This window comes from Bradyrhizobium sp. HKCCYLRH2047, assembly GCF_051168175.1.
GTDB lineage: Bacteria > Pseudomonadota > Alphaproteobacteria > Rhizobiales > Xanthobacteraceae > Bradyrhizobium.
This window is the reverse complement of sequence record NZ_JBNPUM010000004.1, coordinates 517,390-536,784: the sequence shown is the minus strand read 5'-3', so window position 1 is coordinate 536,784 and position 19,395 is coordinate 517,390. Positions and strand designations below refer to the sequence as shown.

The following is a 19,395-nucleotide window of genomic DNA, read 5'->3' as shown; positions in this document are numbered from 1 at the left end:
GGCTCTAACTCCCAAGCAGTGCGGAGACGATCCGCTCGAATTCGATAACCAACGCATCTTTCTCGACCGGCTGCCCGGCCTGGCGATACCAGTAGCCGGCATTGCCGAGGTCGCCCTCGACGCGATGCAGATGTGCGTGCGCCCAGGCCGCGTCGCGGCCGGGCTCGTCCTGAATGATCTTGTGCGCCCGGTCCCAGTCGCCCTTCGCCAGCCACCACAGGCCGGTGAGCACCGGCGTCAGGCCGGCCGCGGGCGCGTCGCCCGCGAGGCTCGTCTTGAAATCGGCGACGCTTACCACCACCGAACCGGCGTGAAGCGTCCCGCCGCCTGCTCGATGACCTCGCCGAGCGAGAACAGCGTCTCCTCGTCGAACGGCCGGCCGATCAGCTGCAAGCCCAGCGGCAGCCCCTGGCTGTCCTTGCCGGCGGGCACCGCGATGCCCGGCAGGCCGGCCATGTTCACGGTCACCGTGAAGATGTCGTTGAGATACATCTCGACCGGATCGGCGCCGCCCTTCTCGCCGATGCCGAAGGCGGCCGACGGCGTCGCCGGCGTCAGGATCGCACTCACGCCCTGGGCGAAGCAGTCCTCGAAATCCTTCTTGATGAGGGTCCGGACCTTCTGCGCCCGGATGTAATAGGCGTCGTAATAGCCGGCCGACAGCACATAGGTGCCGATCATGACGCGTCGCCGCACCTCGGGCCCGAAGCCCTCGGCCCTTGTGTTCTCGTACAGCTCGCCAATCGACTTGCCGGGCACGCGCAGACCGTAGCGGACACCGTCGTAGCGGGCGAGGTTGGAGGACGCCTCGGCCGGTGCCACGATGTAATACGCCGGCAGCGCGTATTTGGTGTGCGGCAGCGACACCTCGACGGTTTCTGCGCCGGCGGCTTCCAGCCACTTGCGACCCTCGCTCCAGAGCTTTTCGATCTCGGCCGGCATGCCGTCGAGCCGATACTCCTTGGGAATGCCGATCTTCATGCCCTTCACGGACTTGCCGATCGCGGCCTCGTAGTCCGGCACGGGGATGTCGACCGAGGTGGTGTCCTTCGGGTCGTGGCCGGCCATCGAGCGCAACAGGATCGCCGCATCGCGGGTCGAACGCGCGATCGGGCCGGCCTGGTCGAGCGAAGAGGCGAAGGCGACGATGCCCCAGCGCGAGCAGCGGCCATAGGTCGGCTTGATGCCGACGGTGGCGGTGAACGCTGCGGGCTGGCGGATCGAGCCGCCGGTGTCGGTCGCGGTCGCGCCCATGCACAAGAGCGCAGCCACCGCCGAGGCCGAGCCGCCGGACGAGCCGCCCGGCACCAGCGTGGTGTTGGAGCCCTCGCGGCGCCAGGGATTGCCGACCGGGCCGAAGCACGACGTCTCGTTCGACGAGCCCATCGCGAACTCGTCATTGTTGAGCTTGCCGAGCATGACGGCGCCGTCGCGCCACAGCTGCGAGGTCACGGTCGACTCGTAGGTCGGCACGAAATTGCCGAGGATCTTCGAGCATGCGGTGGTGCGGACGTCCTTGGTGGCGAACAGGTCCTTGATCCCGAGCGGAATGCCGGCCAGCGGCCCGCCCTCACCCTTGGTGATCTTGGCGTCGGCGTCGCGCGCCATCGCGCGCGCCTGGTCCGGCGTCTCCATCACGAAGGCATTGAGCGCCCGCGCCTCCTCGATCGCCTTGAGATGGGCGTCGGTCAGCTCGAGCGACGTGAAGGTCTTGCTCGCGAGACCCTTGCGAGCCTCGGCGAGCGTCAGCGAAGTCAAATCGGTCATCTGTTGATCGGGCTGCAGAAGAACGGGGAGAGCGTCTTGTCGTCGGCGGCGTCGTCCGCGAAGAACTTGTTCTTCGCAGGGGAGGCTTTCTTGGTATTGGCGGCCGCTTCGAGCTGGTCGAGGATCTCGTTGACGGCCTTGTCCGGGTCGGCGGCCTTGCCCTGCCGCTCCATGGCGTCGAGATAGTCCATATAGGCCTTGTAGGCCGCTTCATCGTCGCAGAGCAGGCACATCGGCGTTGGCTCGCTTGTCGGTTTGAAGGAGCGGATCACGCGCGACGGGCGCGCGGACCTGCCTCGGCTATTCCACCTGGCTATTCCACGACCTTCGGCACGAGAAAGAAGTTGTTCTCGGTCATGGGCGCGTTCTTGACGATGTCGTCGGCGATGTCGCCGTCGGTGACGACGTCCTGGCGCTTCTTCATCGCCATCGGGGTCACCGAGGTCATCGGCTCGACGCCCTCGACATTGACCTCCGAGAGCTGCTCGACGAAGGCCAGCATCGCATTGAGCTCGCCCTGCAGATGCGGGACCTCGGCGTCAGTGACAGCGATCCGCGCCAATTGCGCGATCTTGCGGACGGTGGCGGCATCGACCGACATTATATAGGGCCTCACGGGAAACAGTGAACCCGCCCTATAGCAGAGCCGGCTTTCGCGCCGCAACCGGCAGCCTCCGGACTTTCCCAGGGCACCGCCCCGCCCGTGACGCCGCCTTTGGCGTCAGCCCGCCAGCTTCGCAAGCCGCGCCAGCGCCTGTTCGGCCAGCGTCCGCGTCAGCTCGGCCCCCGGCAGCTCGCGGCCGAGCGGCAGCGCCTGCCCGGCCCAGAGATTGGTGAAATCGACCTTGCCCTGCTTCTCCGCGGCCGCCTTGAGCGGGCCGAGCGCGGTCGCGGCATGAGGAAACGCCGGCGCGTCCGGCGAGATCGGCCCGACCTCGCGCATCACCCGGTTGGCGACGCCGCGCGCGAGCCGGCCGGTCATCACGTTGGTAATAACGGTGGATTCGTCATCGGCGGCGGCAAGCGCGGCACGCGCCAGCACGCTGACCTTGGATTCGGGGCAGCGCAGATAGGCGCTGCCGATCTGCACGCCGGAGGCGCCGAGCGCGAACGCCGCGGCGATGCCGCGCGCATCGGCGATGCCGCCCGCCGCGATCACCGGGACATCAACCGCATCGACGATCTGCGGCACCAGCGCAAACGTCCCGACCTGCTCGGCGAGCTTGTCGGTCAGGAACATGCCGCGATGGCCGCCCGCTTCCGCACCTTGCGCGATGATGACGTCGGCGCCGTTCCGCTCCAGCCACACCGCCTCGCGCACCACGGTCGCGGACGCCATCACGACAGCGCCTGTCGCCTTCACGCGGGCCAGCAGCGACGGCTCGGGCAGGCCAAAATGGAAGCTGATGATCTCCGGCTTCAACTCCTCGACGACGGCGCACATCGCGGCATCGAACGGCGCACGGTTCGCGGCCGGGACCGGAGCGTCGGGATCAACGCCGTACTCTTGATAATATGCGCCGAGCCGCTTCTTCCACCCGGCCTCACGTGCCGCGTCGGCCTCGACCGGCGTGTGGCAGAAGAAGTTCACATTGATCGGCGCCGAGACGCGCTGGCGGATGATGTTGACCTGCTCGCGGGCCTTGTCCGCCGAGAGCATCGCGCAGGGCAGCGAGCCGAGCCCGCCGCCTTGCGCCACCGCGATGACGAGATCGGCGTCCATCACGCCGGCCATCGGCGCGAGCACGATCGGGTGCTCGGTCTTGACGAGATCCAGGAAGCGGCGGTCGGGCCACATGATTTGCTCCTATTGCTTGGCGAAGACGGCGGACGAGTTGCGCCGCCCTTGCAGGATCTGCTCGGCCTCATCGACGATGCGCGCGACGATCTCGGCGGCCGGCGGGATATCATGGATCAGGCCGACCGCCTCGCCGGCAATGACCGCGGCGATGTCGAAATTGCCTTCCGCCCTCGCCTTCACATAGTCGGCCGACACGCGCTCGACCTGCTGCAGCAGCTCGACCTCGCGCGCTATCCAGCGCCGCGCATGGTCGTTGACCAGGCAGCGTCCGGTAAACGGCGCCGGCCAGACATTGTTGCGCGACAGGTCGAAGACGATGCCGCGCACGGTCTCGCCTGATTTTGCCGCGCATATGCGGCGCTTGGCTTCGTCTGCACCGGCAGCTTCCTGGCTGGCATAGAAGCGCGTGCCGAGCAGCACGCCATCGGCGCCGAGCGTGAGCATCGCGGCAAGGCCGCGGCCATCGGCGAGACCACCGGCGGCGGCCACCGGCACGCGACCGGCTGCGAGATCGATGATGGCCGGCACGATGTCGAGCGTGGTCCGCGAGGCGCCATGGCCGCCTGCTTCGGTTCCTTGCGCGATCAGGACATCGGCCCCGGCCGCGAGCGCCTGCTCGGCCATGGCCTCGTCCTGCACCTGGCAGATCAAGCGCGCGCCCGCCTGCTTGATCGCCGGTGCAAAGCGCCGGGGATCACCGAACGACAGCATCACGGCGGTGGGCTTGGCCGCAAGCGCGATCTCGAGCAACTCCGGCTGCTTCGCCAGCGACCAGGTGATGAAGCCGATGCCGAACGGCGCACGCAGGCCATCGAGCTTCGCTGTCTCCTGCATGAGCCAAGCGCGGTTGCCATAGCCGCCGCCGAGAATGCCGAAACCGCCGGCACCGCTGACGGCGCGCACCAGCCGCGCATCGGCAATCACATCCATCGGCGCCAGCAGGATCGGATGATCGATGCCGAGCCTCTCCGTCAGCACGGTTCTCAGCGGCATGAAGACTCTCCTGTGCTCTGGACCCGGACATTAGGCGCGGGTAGCATTCTCTGAAAATGAATAGTTGAGAACTCTGCCATCGCAGATTCAAAACGGAGAGCGGCCGTGGAACTGAGCGACCTGCAGACCTTTGCCGCGGTGGCGCGCGCCGGCGGCATCACGCGCGCCGCGGAGGTGCTCAACACGGTCCAGTCCAACGTCACGCAGCGGATCAAGGCGCTGGAAGCCGAGATCGGCACCGCGTTGTTCGAACGCCACAGCCGCGGCATGACCCTGACCGGCGCCGGACAGCGCCTGCTGCCCTACGCCGATCGCATCGCGGCGCTGTCGCGCGAAGCGGTTCTCGCCGCGCGTGACGACGGCGAGCCGCAGGGGCCGCTGATGATCGGCTCGATGGAGACGACCGCCGCGGTGCGCCTGCCGACGCGGCTCGCCGACTTCCATCGCCGCTTTCCCGCCGTCGCCCTCAGCCTGCGCACGGCGCCGACCGCGGATCTCGTCGCGAGCGTGCTCGACGGCACTCTCGATGGTGCCTTCGTCGCCGGTCCGATCGACCATCCCGACCTCGCCGGCGTCGTCGCGTTCGAGGAAGAGCTGGTGCTGGTGACGGCCCGGCGCTTCGAAAGCCTGTCCGCCTTACGCGCGGCGACCGCGGCGTCGGGACCAACCGCGCTGGTGTTCAGGACCGGCTGCACCTACCGGCAGCGGCTGGAGCAGGTGTTCAACGATTTCGGCTGGCCCGCCGCGTCCCGGATCGAGCTCGGCACCCTCGACGGCATGATCGGCTGCGTCGCCGCCGGCATGGGCGTCGCGCTGCTGCCGCACGCGGTGGTGACGCGGCACGCGATGAGCGGCAGCGTCGGGCTGCACACACTCGATCCGTCCCATGCGCAGGTCGAGACGCTCTTCATCCACCGCCGCGCGGCGCATCGCAGCAGTGCGCTGTCGGCCTTCATGGAAGGCCTCGGCTGCCGGGATCACGACATCGCGGCGTAAGACGTTCGCCCAGAGATTGTGCACAGGCGTCCCAGCCACAAGACACATTCCACAGCACGGAATCAACGCCACCTCCGCAAAACACTGCCATTTCGACCGATGCGACGTTCGGGCGCTGTGCAGCGCACGCATCCGAAAACATTTTGTCCGGCAGCCCTGCACTACGTTAGGATGCAGCGCTGGCCAGCGCGAAAACAACAAACATCAACATGTCGGAGGAAATGCGATGCGCAACGCGTTCGTGTTGGGCTGCTCGATTGCCATGATGGGTGCGATCGGGACAGCCCAAGCCCAGGACTGGACGAAATCGAAATGGGGGCCGAACGACGAGATCGGCGCCGCCAACTACATCACGCCGGAGCTCGTGGTCAAAGCCGCCTCGCTGGTGAAGACCGGCAAGACCTATCCGCTCGGCATGATCATCGACTCCAAGACCCCCGCCTACCCGCCGCGCTCGTTCAAAATCACGGTGGTGCAGCCGGGACAGGCGGGCATTCCCGGACTCGGGCCCAACAAGGCGACCTACAATGACGACATCGTCGAGGGCTGGGTCGGTGTCGGAAGCCAGATTGACGGTCTCGGCCATCTCGGTATCGAGCACGTCTATTACAACGGCAACAAGCTGCTCGATTTCGCCGATCCGACCGGCCTGAAGAAGCTCGGCATCGAGAAGGTGCCGCCGCTGGTCGCACGCGGCGTGCTGCTCGACATGGCCGCCTATTATAACACCGACGTGGTCAAGGAAGGCACGGCGTTCAACGTCAAGGAGATCGAGGAGGCCGCCAAGAGACAGGGTGTCGAAATCCGCCAGGGCGACATCGTCATCTTCCACACCGGCTGGCTCGGTCTGATCGGCAAGGACGACAAGCGCTACGGCGCCGGTGAGCCGGGTCTCGGCGTCGAAGGCGCGAAATACCTGACCTCGAAGGGCGTGGTCGCCGTCGGCGCCGACAATTGGGCGGTGGAGGCGATCCCGTTCGAGTCCAACAACCTGTTCGAGGTGCACCAGATCCTGCTCGCGATGAACGGAACCTACATCCTGGAGAACATGGACACCGCTGAGCTCGCCAAGGACAAGGGCTACGAGTTCCTGTTCGTCCTGGGCCAGCCGCGCTGGCGCGGCGGCGTCCAGGGCATGATCAACCCGATCGCGATCCGGTAGCTCATTGAATCGCATCTGCTTTGCGGGCACGGTCTGCCGTGCCCGCTCAGCCATTCACGACGAACTCCCCGGCAATGCCGATCGCCGCAAGAAATGACGGGTCGTGGCTGACGACCAGCAGCGCGCCGTCGAAGTCGCGCAGCGCCCGCTCCAGGATCTCGATCGAGAAAATGTCGAGATGATTGGTCGGCTCGTCGAGCAGCAACAGCCATGGCGGACGCTCGCCGCCGAACGTGCAGGCAAGGCCCGCACGCAGGCGCTCGCCGCCGGACAGCGTCTCCACCGTCTGCTCGGCGTCGCGGTTGCGGAATGCGAAGCGCGCGCAGGCTGCATGCGCCGCTTCGGCGCCGAGCGCCGGATGGAGGCGGCGGAAATTGCCGATGATGCTGTCGCTGCGATCCAGCAACGCGACGTGTTGATCCAGCATCGCGATACGCCCGTCGGCGCGCCGGACCGTTCCATCGGTCAGCGGAATCGCGCCGATCGCGGCCCTGAGCAGCGTGGTCTTGCCTGCGCCATTGCGTCCGGTGATCGCGATCCGCTGCCGGCCCCTGACACCGAGCGTCCAGGGACCGAACCTCCTGTCGCCGGCGCTCACGACCGCGTCCTCCATCGCAAGCAGCTCGGTGCCGGCGCCGAGCCCGGTCGGCGGCAGGACCATCGAGAGCGGCGTCAGCACCTCCACATGTTGTCGCGCCTGTTCTGCTCGCTCGGCCGCTTCGGTGATCATGCGCTCGGCGAGCCGCTGCGATCGCCCGCCGGTCGTCTCGGCCCGCTCGGCTCGGGCGCCCAGCATGATCCTCGGGGCCGAGCCGGCGGTGGCGAAAGCACGGCCGGCCTTGTCCTTGCGCGCCTTGGCTTCGCGCTGGCGCTGCACGGCGCGGCTGACATCCCGCACATGCGCATCGGCGCGGTCCAGCGCGATCGCTGCACGCGCCCGCGCATCCTCCCGCGCCTGCGTAAACATCGTCCAGCCGCCACCGACGATGTGGACCCCGACCGGGGTGAGCTCCACGATCCGGTCCATCATCTCCAGCAGCGCGCGGTCATGACTGGCGACCAGCACGCCGCCGCGCCAGCGCCGCATCAGCCGGCCGACGGCGTCGCGGCCCTCGGCATCGAGATTGTTGGTGGGCTCGTCGAGCAGCAGCAGATCCGGCGCCTCGATCAGCAGCCGCGCGATGCCGATGCGCGTCCGCTCGCCGCCGCTGAGCGAGTCCATCGAGCGATCGAGCGCAATTCCGGCGAGGCCCGCCTCGGTCAGCGCGTCATCGACACGACTCGGCAGGCTCCAATCCGCGCGCGCGAGATCATCGGCAAGATCGGCGTCCTGGCTCTTTCCCGCGACGATACGGCCGATGACCGCAAGATCACCGGCGACGCCGAGCGCCTCGTCGACACGCAGACTGGGATCCCAGTGCTGCGCCAGAAGGCCGAGCGCCCCGCTGCGCGTCACCGCTCCGGCCGCCGGCTCCGAGACGCCAGCGACGATGCGGAGCAAGGTCGACTTGCCGGAGCCGTTGCGGCCGACCAGACCGACGCGCTCGGCGCCGATCGAGAGCGTGAGATTGTCGAAGAGAGGATGACCGTCAGGTGTCGCGGCGGCGACCGCGTCGAGCGTGAGACAGAAGGACATTAGCGACCGTGATGGCAGAGGACACAAAGCGGCGGGCAATGTTGGTCCTGCGATCCACGGCACCACTCCTGTTCACGGTACGATGCTCCATATAGAACGATGGCAGCGGAGCGACAAGCCATGCGCCTGCCGTGCTGGCTCGGGGGATGCACCCGTGCTAAGCGGCGCGCCATGCCCGCTCCCATCCTTCCCCTCATCGAAGCCGCCGGCCGCTGGCCCGAGCGCGGGGCGCTCGTCGGCCTCGATCTCGGCACCAAGACCATCGGCGTCGCCGTGTCGGATCCCGACCGGCGGCTCGCCACCGGCGTCGAGACCATCCAGCGCAAGGCCTTCAAGGCCGACGCGGCGCGACTGCAGGCGATTTGCGCCGAGCGCAAGGTGGTCGGCTTGGTGCTGGGCCTGCCGATCAACATGGACGGCAGCGAAGGGCCGCGGGCGCAATCGACGCGGGCGTTCGCGCGCAACCTCGCGGGCATCACCGACCTGCCGATCGGCCTCTGGGACGAGCGGCTGTCGACGGCCGCCGCCGAGCGCGAGCTGATCGGCATGGATGTCAGCCGCGCCAAACGCGCCGAGGTGATCGATACGCATGCAGCGATCTTCATCCTGCAGGGCGCGCTCGATCGGCTTGCGACCTTGCGCCAGTCCGGTCGCTAGCTCATGAGCCCCGTCGCCGCGGCGCTCGCGCCGGTGTTCCTGCTGATCGTCGTCGGCTTCGGCCTGCGGCGCAGCCTGATCCGGCTGGATACGCAATGGCACGGGCTCGAGCGGCTGACTTATTATGTGCTGTTTCCGGCGCTGCTGCTGCAGAGCCTGGTGAAGGCCGATCTCGGCAAGGTGCCGGTCGCAGGCATCGGCGGCGCCCTGTTCCTGGCGATGCTCGCGATGTCGGCGCTGTGCCTCGCGCTGCGGCCGCTGCTCACCCGCTCCGGCATCGATGGTCCGGCTTTCACGTCGATCTTCCAAGGGGCAACCCGCTGGCAGACCTACGTCGCGCTGAGCGTGGCGGGCAGCCTGTTCGGCCCGACCGGGCTCGCGGTGGCCTCGGTCGGCATGATCGCGATCATCCCGATGGTCAACGTATTCAGCGTCGCCGTGCTCGCCCACTATGCCTCGCCGACCCGCCGCTCGATGCGCGAGATCCTCGCCACCATCGTCCGCAATCCGCTGATCTGGGCCTGCATCGCCGGGCTCGCGCTCAACGTGGCGCATGTGCCGCTGCCAAAGCTCTGGCACGATGCCGCCGATGCGCTCGGCCAGGCCTCGCTGCCGATCGGTCTGCTGGTGACCGGCGCCGGTCTGCACTTCGAGGGCTTGCGGCGCGCCGGCCCGGCCGCCGCGCTCGGCGTCGTGCTCAAGCTGGTCCTGATGCCCCTCCTCGCTATCGGGCTTGCCGGATGGTTCGGCGTCACCGGCCCGAGCCTCGTGGTGGTCGCGATCTGCGCGGCGGTGCCGACCTCGCCGAGCGCCTATGTGCTGGCGAAGCAGATGGGCGGCGATGCGCCGCTGCTGGCGCAGATCATCTCGCTGCAGACCGTGCTGGCCGCGCTGACCATGCCGCTCGCGATCGCCTGGGCGAGCTGAACACCGCGCTCAGGAGTGGCCGCTGGCGAGCCACATGGTTTGCACCGTGGCGGCGAGGTTGTTGAGCCCGTGCAGCACCATGGTCAGATAGGTGGAGTGGGTTCGAGAGCGCAGATAGCCGAACCACACGCCGAGGGAAAACACGTTGAGCAGCGCGAACCAGTCGTACTGGAGATGCAGCACGGTCCACAGCAAGGACGACAGCACGATGGCGCCGGGCACCTGCAGGAAGGTGTCAGACCAGCCGCGATAGAGAAAGCCGCGCGCCATGAGCTCTTCCGAAACCGGCGCCGCGACGCAGAAGGCGATGACCAGCAGCCAGACCACGCCGTCGCCTCTGGCGGTCTTCAGGATGTCCACCATGAAGCTCGACGACGTGTCTCCGCGGCCGGTCAGTTGCGAAACCAGCTCCCAGCATCCCAGGATCACAACCATGCCGACAAAGCCAAAGCCGAAATTCTTCCAGCCGGTCCAGCGCAGGCCCAGATAGTCGGCGAACGACATGCGGGTGTGGCGGACGGCAAAATAGATCGGGATCAAAATGGCCGGAACGCCCATGATCGCCGACAGCGAGACCGTGAGCGACCGGCTCGCGATCTGGATCATGGCCAACTGAAACGCGGCCATGCTGTCGATTGGCCCCTCATGGCGCAGCAGGAAATAGACGATCGGAGTCAGCTGGCCGATGAAGAACACGACGATGATCAGGAGGCCCCACAGCAAGGTGCGCCAGAAGCCGAGCGTGCGCGGCTGATGCTGCGCCGGAGCGACCTGCTGCGGCGGGTTGCCCGGATCGAGGGAATCCATCACGGCGGCTTCGGGAGTGTCGGTCAAGGCAGCGCGCGCTCCAGCAAGGTACGGATGTCCGAGGGATCGAGATCGATGGCGCCGTACATGCTCGGGTGAACGGCGGAAAGACGCGTCGCGGCGAACAGTTCGGCATGGCGAGGCGTGGCCACGTTGAGCGCGGCACAGGCGGCGAGCAGCGCCAGTTTCTCCACCGCGAGCCGGGCAACGCGCTCGGAATCCGGTCGGCGGAAGCTGGTCTCGATGACAGCGAGCGCCTCCGCCGCACCGGGCAACCCGCTGGTCTCTGCCTTCAGATGCATCAGAACATGCGCGGCAGCCTCCGTCTCGCGCGACAGCGCGCGCAGCACGTCGAGGCACATCACGTTGCCCGAGCCTTCCCAGATCGCATTGACCGGCGACTCCCGGAAGTGGCGCGCGAGAATGCCGTCCTCGACATAGCCATTGCCGCCCAGGCACTCCATCGCCTCATACAGGAACGGCGGCGCGCTCTTGCAGACCCAGTATTTGATCGCGGGCGTCAACAGCCGCATGTAGGCGGCTTCGCTCGCGTCAGCCGGCGTGCGGTCGAACGCGCGGCACAGCCGCATCACCAGCGCCACCGTCGCCTCGACATGGAGAGCCATGTCGGCGAGCACCGCCTGCATCAAGGGCTGGTCGGCGAGATGCTTCTGGAACACGCTGCGATGGCGCGCATGATGCAGCGCATGCGCGAGCCCCGAGCGCATCAGGCCGGCAGACGAGATCGCGCAATCCTGCCGCGTCAGTTGCACCATCTGGATGATGGTGCTGATGCCCCTGCCCTCGTCGCCGACCCGCTCGGCATAGCTGCCTGCGAACTCCACCTCCGACGAGGCATTGGAGCGATTGCCGAGCTTGTCCTTCAAGCGTTGAAACTGGATCGCGTTCACCGCGCCATCCGGCGTGAAGCGCGGCATGAAGAAGCAGGTCAGGCCGGCATCGGCCTGCGCCAGCACCAGGAACGCGTCGCACATCGGCGCCGACATGAACCATTTGTGCCCGGTGATGCGATAGCCATCGGTCGTACGCTCAGCGCGCGTCATGTTGGCGCGCACGTCGGTCCCGCCCTGCTTCTCGGTCATGCCCATGCCGAGCGTCATGCCGCGCTTTTGCCACCACGGCGCAAACGCCGGATCGTAGTCGCGCGTGCCGATGAGGGGCATCGTCCGCGCCAGCAGGTCAGGCTGCGCGGCCAGCGCCGCCACCGAGGCCCGCGTCATCGTGATCGGACAGAGGTGTCCGCTCTCGACCTGCGAGGCGATGTAGAACTTCGCCGCGCGTACCACCTCCGACGCGCCGCCAACAGGATGGCCCCCGGCGGTCCATGTCGAATTGTGCAGGCCGGCCTCGACCGAGCGCGTCATCATCTGATGATAGGCCGGATGAAACTCGACGACGTCCCGCCGAAAGCCCTTGGCGTCGAAGCTGCGCAGCTTCGGCGTGTTCTCATTGGCGAGCCGGCCCTGCTCGGCCATCGCAGCCGAGCCCCATCGCTTGCCGAAAGCTGTCAGCTCCTGCTCAGCCCCGGCACCACCATTGGCCTTGACGGCGTCGGCCAACGGCCGGTCGGCCGTGAACAGGTCGACGTCCTCGAACGGCGGCGACTGGTTGAAGACCTCATGGGTCGCGAAGGAAGACTGCGTCATGGCCGTGCCCTGCAGAGATCGATCATCGGCGCGGCCGAATGGGAAAAACATAAGTGGTCGCGCCAGCGCCCGGCAGCGAAAAGTGCCACCACTCCTTGGCATAGTTCACAAAACCTTGCCGCGCCATCACCGCAACCAGTTCGTTGCGCCAGCGGCGCTGCTCCGGTGTCAGGTTCTGCGCAGCGGTATGGGCCTTCACGTCGGAACAATCGTAGCCGGTTCCCATGTCGACGCTGCCCTCGGGCGCGCGTAGCGCTGCGGGCGCGGTGCAGTCCGCGTAGTCCTTGGCCGGGTCGAACGCCGCGGAATTGTCGGCCGCGAGCTCGACCAGCGTGAGATCGAGCGCCGCACCCGTCGAATGGCTCGAACGCAGGGCGATATAGCCGAGACGGAACAGGTCCTGCTTGGCAACGCGCGGAGTGTAGCGGCGGCCGGCCGTGGTCTCGACGCCGTCCTGGGACCAGGCCAGCATCTCTGCGACCGCACGCACCGGCCGGTAGCAGTCGAGCATCTTCAGCGACAGGCCGCGCTGCCGCAGCTCGGCCTGAGCCGCCTGCAGCCGCCGCGCCACGTCACGCGTCACGACGCATTCGGCCGCCTCGTAGCCCGGCAAGGGTCGGCCGACGAAATTGTTGCTGCCGGCATAACGGATGTCCTGGAGGATCGTCGGGTCGATGTCGCGGAGATAGACGAAATCGAACGGCAACGCGGCCGCGCAGGCCGGCACGATCGCCGCCAGCAGGATCAGCGCATATCGGAGCGGGCCTCCTCCGACGACGGCCCGCCAGCCCCCGGTTTGGAGGCCCCTGAGAGGCTCGGAAGACGGAACGGGGGATAACTCGGAACCCCGGCTTTCGGCCTTGCCCCCCATGGAAACCGCGCCTATAGCTCTGGCTTTAATGGCAACCTCTCCGAAATCGACTTTCGTCCTCGGGCACCGGCATTTGCTGGGAATCGAGGGCCTTTCCGCCCACGACATCACCGGCCTCCTCGACCTGTCCGAGGAGTATGTCGAACTGAATCGTCAGGTCGACAAGAAGCGCACCGTGCTGCGCGGCCGCACCCAGGTCAACCTGTTCTTCGAGGCCTCGACCCGCACGCAATCCTCGTTCGAGCTGGCGGGCAAGCGGCTCGGCGCCGACGTCATGAACATGTCGGTGTCGTCCTCGTCCATCAAGAAGGGCGAGACCCTGATCGACACCGCGGTCACGCTCAACGCGATGCATCCGGACATTCTGGTGGTCCGCCACCACGCCTCCGGCGCGGTCGAGCTGCTCGCGCGCAAGGTCGACGGCTCCGTGATCAATGCCGGCGACGGCGCGCATGAGCATCCGACCCAGGCGCTGCTGGATGCGCTGACGATCCGCCGCAACAAGGGCCGCATCGAGGGGCTGGTCATCGCGATCTGCGGCGACGTGCTGCATTCGCGCGTGGCGCGATCCAACATCCTGCTGCTGAACACGATGGGCGCGCGCGTCCGCGTGGTCGCACCCTCCACGCTGCTGCCACCCGGCATCGAGCGCATGGGCGTCGAGGTCGCGCGCGACATGCGCGAGGGGCTCAACGGCGCCGACATCGTGATGATGCTGCGGCTGCAGCGCGAGCGCATGAACGGCTCGTTCGTGCCGTCGTCGTCGGAATATTTCCAGTATTTCGGGCTCGACCAGAAGAAGCTCGCCTACGCCAAGTCCGACGCGCTGGTCATGCATCCGGGGCCGATGAACCGCGGCGTCGAGATCGAATCCATCGTTGCCGATGGCGCGCAGTCGCTGATCCGGGAGCAGGTCGAAATGGGCGTCGCCGTGCGCATGGCCGTGCTCGAAGCACTGGCCCGCAACCTGCCCAACGCGTGATACAGAAGTCGGGACCAAACGCCATGCTGACCGACCGCCGCCCGATCCTGCTCGCCAATGCGCGCGTGATCGACCCCTCCCGCGACTTCGACGGCCCCGGCGACGTGCTGATCGCCGACGGCGTCATCCGCGACCTCAAGCGCGGCATCGGCGCCGCGGGCGTGCCCGAGGGCACCGATGTCGTCAACTGCGCCGGCAAGATCGTGACCCCGGGCCTGATCGATATGTGCGCCTTCGTCGGCGAGCCGGGTCTGGGCCATCGCGAGACCTTTGCCAGCGCCAGCCAGGCCGCCGCGACCGGCGGCATCACCACCATCATCTGCCAGCCCGGCACCGAGCCTGTCATCGACAATTCGGCGACCGTCGACTTCGTGCTGCGCCGCGCCCGCGACACCGCGATCGTCAACATCCAGCCGATGGCGGCGCTGACCAAGGGCCTGCGCGGCGAGGAGATGACCGAGATCGGGCTGTTGCGCGCCGCCGGCGCCGTCGCCTTCTCCAACGGCCACAGCAGCGTGATGAACGCCCAGGTGATGCGCCGCGCGCTGACCTATGCGCGCGATTTCGACGCCCTGATCGTGCATCACACCGAGGATACGAACCTCGTCGGCGAAGGCGTCATGAACGAAGGCGAGTTCGCCTCGCGGCTCGGCCTCTCCGGCATTCCGCCCGCAGCCGAAGCCGTCGTGCTCGAGCGCGACATGCGTCTCGTCGCACTCAGCAAGGGCCGCTATCACGCGGCCGCGCTGAGCTCGATCGACTCGCTCGACATCCTCAGGCGCGCCCGCGAGGCAGGGCTCACGGTGAGCGCGTCGGTCTCGATCAATCATGTCACCCTGAACGAGAACGACATCGGCCCCTACCGCACCTTCCTCAAGCTGACGCCGCCGCTGCGCACCGAGGTCGACCGCCGCGCGCTGGTCGAGGCGCTGGCCTCCGGCCTGATCGACGTCATCATGTCGGACCACACGCCACAGGACGTCGAGGTCAAGCGGCTGCCGTTCGCGGAAGCCGCCAGCGGCGCGGTCGGACTCGAGACGATGCTGCCGGCGGCGCTGCGGCTGGTGCACAATGGCGAGCTCAGCTGGACCGCCCTGATCCGCGCGATGTCGACCCGGCCCGCCGAGCTGCTCGGCCTGCCCGGTGGCACCTTGCGGGCGGGCGCGCCGGCGGACATCATCGTGATCGATCCGGACGTGCCCTGGATCCTCGATCCGGCAGACCTCAAATCGCTGTGCAAGAACACGCCGTTCGACGAAGCCCGCTTCACCGGCCGCGTGGTCCGCACCATCGTCGGCGGCCGCACCGTGTTCGAACATGTCTGACGCCAGGCGAAGCGTCGAAGGAGTCGCGTGATGGGTTCCGAAGCCTTCCTGCCGGTCGCTCTTATCATCGGCTATCTCCTCGGCTCCATCCCGTTCGGCCTGATCCTTACCAAGCTCGCCGGCACGCAGGATCTGCGCAGCATCGGCTCCGGCAACATCGGCGCCACCAATGTGCTGCGCACCGGCCGCAAGGGGCTGGCGGCGGCGACCCTGCTCGGCGACGCTCTCAAGGGCACGGCGGCCGTGATCATTGCGGGCTATCTCGGCGGCCCGAATGCCGCGATGGTCGCGGGCCTCGGCGCCTTCCTCGGTCACTTGTTCCCGGTGTGGCTGAAGTTCCGCGGCGGCAAAGGTGTCGCCGTTTACATCGGTATTTTGATCGGACTGTTCTGGCCGGGCGCGATCTTCTTCTGCCTCGTCTGGCTCGCAACCGCCTTCGCGCTCCGCTACTCATCACTCGCGGCACTCGTCGCCAGCGTGCTGACGCCGATCGTGCTGTGGGCTTTCGGTCACACCGCGCTGGCCGCCTTGTTTGCTCTGCTCACATTGTTGCTCATTTACATGCATCGCGAAAACATCAAGCGATTGCAGGCCGGCACCGAGAGCAAGATCGGCGCGAAGAAGTAACTACTCCGGGCAAATACGGGTAACGTGTGGTTCGTGCTGAAATCGCAGCGGCAACGCAGCAACACCTGTGCTTCATCAGCTAACAAGTCAACGCCGGACCCTGGCGTGAATCATGATTGCCTGTCATGATTCCGGCATCTGATTACGCAAGACCCATTCAAGCGGTTCGTCGCCACGCGCGATGATCGCACTGATGAGGAGCCGGCGCAGCAAATGTCCACCCCGGTCCGTTCCAGCGCCAGCGCCAGCGCCCTCCTCTCCGCCGCTCAGATCTGGTTGACGGATGCGTTCGGCTCCACCAGCGAACCCGCCGCTCCCTCGCCGGCGACAGCGGTCGAGCCCGCGACGAGCGTCGGCGTAGGCGCGGCTGAAGATCTGGTTCCTGAGAGCGCAAACGCCGCGATGGAGCCTTCGACGAGCACGCCGCAGGAAAGCACCGCCGCCGTCAAGCTTCCCATGACCGGGGCGGCGGCTGCCGCCGAGCCCAAGCCTGCGGAAACGCCGGAGCGATCGCTCGCCGAGACGATCGCCAGCGCCACCCTGCCGCCGCCGCCGCGAACATGGCCGCCGCGCAAGCTGTCGCTGGCCCTGCAGGGCGGCGGAACGTTCTCGGCCTTCACCTGGGGCGTGCTGGATCGCCTGCTCGAGGAACCCGGTTGCGATTTCGACACCATCAGCGGCGCCAGCGCCGGCGCGGTCAACGCCGCGCTGCTCGCGAGCGGGCTCGCCAAGGGCGGCCGCGACGAGGCGCGCAACCGGCTCGCGTTGTTCTGGACCCGGCTGATGGAGGAGGCGTCGTTCCGATCGCTGCTGGTGATCGGCGCGTACTCGCCGGCGAGCAGCTCGGTGTCATTCGGCGCGGGGCTGCGCGGCGGACGCGCCGACCCGCTCGATCTCGACCCGCTCCGCGACATCCTCCGCGAGACGATCGATTTCGACGCCGTGCGGGGCCCGGCCGCGCCCCGCCTGCTGGTTGCGGCGACCCGGGCCCATGACGGCCTGCCGCAGATCTTCCGCAATGCCGGCATCACGCCGGATGCACTGCTCGCCTCCACCTGTCCCGCGCAACTGCACGCCGCTGTCGACATCGAGGGCGAAGCGTATTGGGACGGCGGCTACGTCACCAATCCGCCGCTGATCCAGATCGCGCATGAGTCCAGCGCCGCCGACCTGCTGGTTGTTCAGGTCACGCCCGCGCGCGACGGCCATGTCCCGATGACCTCGGCCGCGATCGATCGCCGCCTCGACCAGATCGCCGGCAATGCGGTCCTGAACGCCGAACTCGCGGCGCTCGAATGGGCGCGCAGCGACGGCCTGCATCCGCCGCGCGTCCATCGGCTTGCGGCCGAGGACGAGATCGAAGCCCTGGCACAGCGCGATGCGACCGATCTCGGCAGCGGCTTCATCGAGCTGCTCTACCAGCGCGGACGCGACGCCGCGGAACGCTGGCTGCGCGAAGCCCCGGCCGGCACCACGCCGGCCATCCCCGACGAGCAGCCCGCGCTGGCGTCTCCGGTGTCCGTGTCCGAGGACGTGCGCGACGTCGCGCCGGCGTAGCGCGCCCTCTTCCCTGCGTCTTCGGGTTGCTCCATTCTAGCCTCCGGGTTTGGGGGGCTATGCGTGGACGCCATCAACACGACGATCGAGCTGAGCGACACCGAGCGGCGCGACCGGCTGCGGCTGATCCGTTCCGACAATGTCGGCCCGCGCACCTTCCGCTCACTGCTCGACCATTTCGGCACCGCGCGCGCCGCGCTCGACCGGCTGCCCGACCTGGCACGCCGCGGCGGCGCGGCCGGAGCCGGCCGGATCTGCACGGTCGGCGAAGCCGAGGCCGAACTCGACGCCTGCAAGCGGCAGGGCGTCGACCTGCGGGCACCGGACGAGGACGGCTATCCGCCCCGACTCGCCACCTGCGACGATGCACCTCCGCTGCTGGCGGTGCGCGGCGCCCGCGAGACGCTGATGCGCCCGATGATCGCCATCGTCGGTTCGCGCAACGCCTCCGCCGCCGGACTCAAATTCGCCGGCCAGATCGCCCATGAGCTCGGCCAGGCCGGCTTCATCATCATCTCGGGGCTCGCCCGCGGCATCGATCAGGCCGCCCATCGCGCGAGCCTCGGCAGCGGCACCGTCGCGGTCCTCGCCGGCGGCCATGACCGGATCTATCCGCCGGAGCATGTCGATCTGCTCGGCGCCATCATCAGTGGCAGTGGCGCCGCAATCTCCGAGATGCCGCTCGGACACGAGCCGCGCGCCCGCGACTTTCCCCGCCGCAACCGGCTGATCTCAGGCGCCTCGCTCGGCGTCGTCGTCGTCGAGGCTGCGCATCGCTCGGGCTCGCTGATCACGGCGCGCATGGCCGGCGAACAGGGACGCGAGGTCTTCGCCGTCCCAGGCTCGCCGCTCGATCCCCGCTGCGCGGGCACCAACGATCTCATCAAGCAGGGCGCCACGCTGGTCACCGAAACCGCCGACATCATCCAGGCCGTCGGCCCGATCATGGAGCGGCCGCTGCCCTTTTCGCTGCGCGAGCCGGACGAGGAGTTGTTCGCCCCCGATCCCGAAAGCCACGACCGCGCGCAGATCACAGCCCTGCTCGGCCCGACGCCGGTGTCGATCGACGACCTGATCCGGATCAGCGGCCTGTCGCCGGCCGTGCTGCGCATGGTGCTGCTGGAGCTCGAGCTCGCCGGCCGCCTGGAGCGCCACGGCGGCGGGATGGTGTCGCTGATCTGACTCTCAGTCCGCATCCCTGCGCGCGTCGAAGCGCGTGCGCGCGCGCTCGATCTGCTCCTGGTGCCGGATGGCCCATTGCCCGAGCGCCTGCACCGGCTGCGACAGGCCGCGGCCGAGATCGGTCAGCTCATAATCGACCCGCGGCGGGATGGTCGGAAACACCGTCCGCGTCACCAGCCCGTCGCGCTCGAGGCCGCGCAGGGTCAAGGTCAGCATCCGCTGGGAAATCCCGCCAACGAGCCGCTTCAGCTCGTTGAAGCGCTTCGGGCCGTCCTGAAGCATCATGATGACGAACACGCTCCATTTGTCGCCGACACGCGCCAGGATCGAGGCCGCGCCCCGGCAATCATCATGACTTGGCTGCGTCGGGAGATCGGGATCATCGCTGTTCGCAAGTGTCACGGCTGTGCTCGGGTTTCAAGAATGTGCGTTCTTGTG

Annotated in this window: 20 protein-coding genes; 9 read left to right on the top strand and 11 right to left on the bottom strand. The window is 67.8% G+C overall.

Going from position 1 to position 19,395, the window contains the following annotated elements; genetic code table 11:
- Positions 1-4: 4 nt before the first annotated feature.
- The 6 genes from ACQR1D_RS12800 to ACQR1D_RS12775 all read right to left on the bottom strand — a co-directional run bounded on the left by ACQR1D_RS12800 (position 5) and on the right by ACQR1D_RS12775 (position 4,561).
- Entirely contained in the window at positions 5-301 is a 297-nt protein-coding gene (locus ACQR1D_RS12800) for a hypothetical protein (protein WP_434894133.1), read from the bottom strand.
- Positions 292-1,767 carry an Asp-tRNA(Asn)/Glu-tRNA(Gln) amidotransferase subunit GatA gene (gatA, locus tag ACQR1D_RS12795; protein WP_434847085.1) on the bottom strand — a complete coding sequence of 492 codons (1,476 nt, stop codon included), beginning with the start codon at positions 1,765-1,767 and terminating at the stop codon, positions 292-294. Before gatA ends, ACQR1D_RS12800 begins: the two co-directional genes overlap by 10 nt.
- The gene (locus ACQR1D_RS12790) at positions 1,764-2,000 is read right to left on the bottom strand and encodes a hypothetical protein (protein ID WP_434894132.1); all 237 of its coding nucleotides are present in this window, start codon (positions 1,998-2,000) and stop codon (positions 1,764-1,766) included. The genes gatA and ACQR1D_RS12790 overlap by 4 nt, the downstream gene beginning before the upstream one ends.
- Positions 2,001-2,080: 80 nt before the next feature.
- Positions 2,081-2,368 carry an Asp-tRNA(Asn)/Glu-tRNA(Gln) amidotransferase subunit GatC gene (gene gatC, locus ACQR1D_RS12785; RefSeq protein WP_315804081.1) on the bottom strand — a complete coding sequence of 96 codons (288 nt, stop codon included), beginning with the start codon at positions 2,366-2,368 and terminating at the stop codon, positions 2,081-2,083.
- A gap of 120 nt (positions 2,369-2,488) precedes the next feature.
- Positions 2,489-3,565 (bottom strand): NAD(P)H-dependent flavin oxidoreductase, encoded by a 1,077-nt coding sequence (locus tag ACQR1D_RS12780; RefSeq protein ID WP_315804082.1) that lies wholly within the window; start codon positions 3,563-3,565, stop codon positions 2,489-2,491.
- A gap of 9 nt (positions 3,566-3,574) precedes the next feature.
- On the bottom strand, positions 3,575-4,561 hold the full coding sequence (locus tag ACQR1D_RS12775) for an NAD(P)H-dependent flavin oxidoreductase (protein WP_434894131.1): 987 nt from the start codon (positions 4,559-4,561) through the stop codon (positions 3,575-3,577).
- Positions 4,562-4,666: 105 nt separating this feature from the next.
- Between ACQR1D_RS12775 and ACQR1D_RS12770 the strand changes: the two genes are divergently transcribed.
- Together ACQR1D_RS12770 and ACQR1D_RS12765 are read left to right on the top strand one after the other, a co-directional pair.
- Positions 4,667-5,557: a LysR substrate-binding domain-containing protein gene (locus ACQR1D_RS12770; protein ID WP_434838247.1), complete on the top strand. Its 891-nt coding sequence runs from the start codon at positions 4,667-4,669 to the stop codon at positions 5,555-5,557.
- 226 nt (positions 5,558-5,783) lie between these two features.
- A complete protein-coding gene (locus tag ACQR1D_RS12765; RefSeq protein ID WP_434838248.1) occupies positions 5,784-6,719 on the top strand; it encodes a cyclase family protein in 936 nt (311 codons plus the stop codon).
- Positions 6,720-6,765: 46 nt separating this feature from the next.
- Here the strand turns inward: ACQR1D_RS12765 and ACQR1D_RS12760 are convergent, their stop codons facing one another.
- A complete protein-coding gene (locus ACQR1D_RS12760) occupies positions 6,766-8,355 on the bottom strand; it encodes an ABC-F family ATP-binding cassette domain-containing protein (RefSeq protein WP_434838249.1) in 1,590 nt (529 codons plus the stop codon).
- A gap of 171 nt (positions 8,356-8,526) precedes the next feature.
- Here ACQR1D_RS12760 and ruvX point away from each other — a divergent pair, with 171 nt between their 5' ends.
- Both ruvX and ACQR1D_RS12750 read left to right on the top strand, forming a co-directional pair.
- On the top strand, positions 8,527-9,012 hold the full coding sequence (gene ruvX, locus ACQR1D_RS12755) for a Holliday junction resolvase RuvX (RefSeq protein WP_434894130.1): 486 nt from the start codon (positions 8,527-8,529) through the stop codon (positions 9,010-9,012).
- 3 nt (positions 9,013-9,015) lie between these two features.
- Positions 9,016-9,939 carry an AEC family transporter gene (locus ACQR1D_RS12750; RefSeq protein ID WP_316218301.1) on the top strand — a complete coding sequence of 308 codons (924 nt, stop codon included), beginning with the start codon at positions 9,016-9,018 and terminating at the stop codon, positions 9,937-9,939.
- A gap of 9 nt (positions 9,940-9,948) precedes the next feature.
- Here the strand turns inward: ACQR1D_RS12750 and ACQR1D_RS12745 are convergent, their stop codons facing one another.
- The 3 genes from ACQR1D_RS12745 to ACQR1D_RS12735 are packed head-to-tail and all read right to left on the bottom strand — an operon-like array spanning position 9,949 to position 13,161.
- Positions 9,949-10,773, bottom strand: coding sequence for a CPBP family intramembrane glutamic endopeptidase (locus tag ACQR1D_RS12745; RefSeq protein WP_434838251.1), 825 nt, complete (start codon positions 10,771-10,773; stop codon positions 9,949-9,951).
- Positions 10,770-12,413, bottom strand: a complete 1,644-nt coding sequence (locus ACQR1D_RS12740; RefSeq protein ID WP_434887046.1) for an acyl-CoA dehydrogenase family protein — start codon at positions 12,411-12,413, stop codon at positions 10,770-10,772. Before ACQR1D_RS12740 ends, ACQR1D_RS12745 begins: the two co-directional genes overlap by 4 nt.
- A 22-nt stretch (positions 12,414-12,435) precedes the next feature.
- Positions 12,436-13,161 carry a M15 family metallopeptidase gene (locus ACQR1D_RS12735; protein WP_316218297.1) on the bottom strand — a complete coding sequence of 242 codons (726 nt, stop codon included), beginning with the start codon at positions 13,159-13,161 and terminating at the stop codon, positions 12,436-12,438.
- A gap of 151 nt (positions 13,162-13,312) precedes the next feature.
- Between ACQR1D_RS12735 and ACQR1D_RS12730 the strand changes: the two genes are divergently transcribed.
- From ACQR1D_RS12730 to dprA, 5 genes are all read left to right on the top strand, one after another.
- The gene (locus tag ACQR1D_RS12730) at positions 13,313-14,266 is read left to right on the top strand and encodes an aspartate carbamoyltransferase catalytic subunit (protein ID WP_434884870.1); all 954 of its coding nucleotides are present in this window, start codon (positions 13,313-13,315) and stop codon (positions 14,264-14,266) included.
- Between the two features lie 23 nt (positions 14,267-14,289).
- A complete protein-coding gene (locus tag ACQR1D_RS12725) occupies positions 14,290-15,591 on the top strand; it encodes a dihydroorotase (RefSeq protein WP_434894129.1) in 1,302 nt (433 codons plus the stop codon).
- Positions 15,592-15,621: 30 nt separating this feature from the next.
- Positions 15,622-16,218, top strand: coding sequence for a glycerol-3-phosphate 1-O-acyltransferase PlsY (plsY, locus tag ACQR1D_RS12720; RefSeq protein WP_434838254.1), 597 nt, complete (start codon positions 15,622-15,624; stop codon positions 16,216-16,218).
- Positions 16,219-16,431: 213 nt separating this feature from the next.
- A complete protein-coding gene (locus ACQR1D_RS12715) occupies positions 16,432-17,775 on the top strand; it encodes a patatin-like phospholipase family protein (protein ID WP_434894128.1) in 1,344 nt (447 codons plus the stop codon).
- Positions 17,776-17,838: 63 nt separating this feature from the next.
- Positions 17,839-18,957 carry a DNA-processing protein DprA gene (dprA, locus tag ACQR1D_RS12710; protein WP_434838256.1) on the top strand — a complete coding sequence of 373 codons (1,119 nt, stop codon included), beginning with the start codon at positions 17,839-17,841 and terminating at the stop codon, positions 18,955-18,957.
- A gap of 3 nt (positions 18,958-18,960) precedes the next feature.
- Here dprA and ACQR1D_RS12705 read toward each other — a convergent pair whose 3' ends face one another.
- Positions 18,961-19,359 carry a winged helix-turn-helix transcriptional regulator gene (locus tag ACQR1D_RS12705; RefSeq protein ID WP_434838257.1) on the bottom strand — a complete coding sequence of 133 codons (399 nt, stop codon included), beginning with the start codon at positions 19,357-19,359 and terminating at the stop codon, positions 18,961-18,963.
- Positions 19,360-19,395 lie beyond the last annotated feature (36 nt).

What these genes read in the sequence shown, in the direction of transcription:
- gatA (WP_434847085.1), bottom strand. Translation starts at nt 1,767, where the DNA reads ATGACCGATTTGACTTCGCTGACGCTCGCCGAGGCTCGCAAGGGTCTC.
- ACQR1D_RS12790 (WP_434894132.1), bottom strand. Translation starts at nt 2,000, where the DNA reads ATGTGCCTGCTCTGCGACGATGAAGCGGCCTACAAGGCCTATATGGAC.
- gatC (WP_315804081.1), bottom strand. Translation starts at nt 2,368, where the DNA reads ATGTCGGTCGATGCCGCCACCGTCCGCAAGATCGCGCAATTGGCGCGG.
- ACQR1D_RS12780 (WP_315804082.1), bottom strand. Translation starts at nt 3,565, where the DNA reads ATGTGGCCCGACCGCCGCTTCCTGGATCTCGTCAAGACCGAGCACCCG.
- ACQR1D_RS12775 (WP_434894131.1), bottom strand. Translation starts at nt 4,561, where the DNA reads ATGCCGCTGAGAACCGTGCTGACGGAGAGGCTCGGCATCGATCATCCG.
- ACQR1D_RS12765 (WP_434838248.1), top strand. Translation starts at nt 5,784, where the DNA reads ATGCGCAACGCGTTCGTGTTGGGCTGCTCGATTGCCATGATGGGTGCG.
- ACQR1D_RS12760 (WP_434838249.1), bottom strand. Translation starts at nt 8,355, where the DNA reads ATGTCCTTCTGTCTCACGCTCGACGCGGTCGCCGCCGCGACACCTGAC.
- ruvX (WP_434894130.1), top strand. Translation starts at nt 8,527, where the DNA reads ATGCCCGCTCCCATCCTTCCCCTCATCGAAGCCGCCGGCCGCTGGCCC.
- ACQR1D_RS12750 (WP_316218301.1), top strand. Translation starts at nt 9,016, where the DNA reads ATGAGCCCCGTCGCCGCGGCGCTCGCGCCGGTGTTCCTGCTGATCGTC.
- ACQR1D_RS12740 (WP_434887046.1), bottom strand. Translation starts at nt 12,413, where the DNA reads ATGACGCAGTCTTCCTTCGCGACCCATGAGGTCTTCAACCAGTCGCCG.
- ACQR1D_RS12730 (WP_434884870.1), top strand. Translation starts at nt 13,313, where the DNA reads ATGGCAACCTCTCCGAAATCGACTTTCGTCCTCGGGCACCGGCATTTG.
- ACQR1D_RS12725 (WP_434894129.1), top strand. Translation starts at nt 14,290, where the DNA reads ATGCTGACCGACCGCCGCCCGATCCTGCTCGCCAATGCGCGCGTGATC.
- plsY (WP_434838254.1), top strand. Translation starts at nt 15,622, where the DNA reads ATGGGTTCCGAAGCCTTCCTGCCGGTCGCTCTTATCATCGGCTATCTC.
- ACQR1D_RS12715 (WP_434894128.1), top strand. Translation starts at nt 16,432, where the DNA reads ATGTCCACCCCGGTCCGTTCCAGCGCCAGCGCCAGCGCCCTCCTCTCC.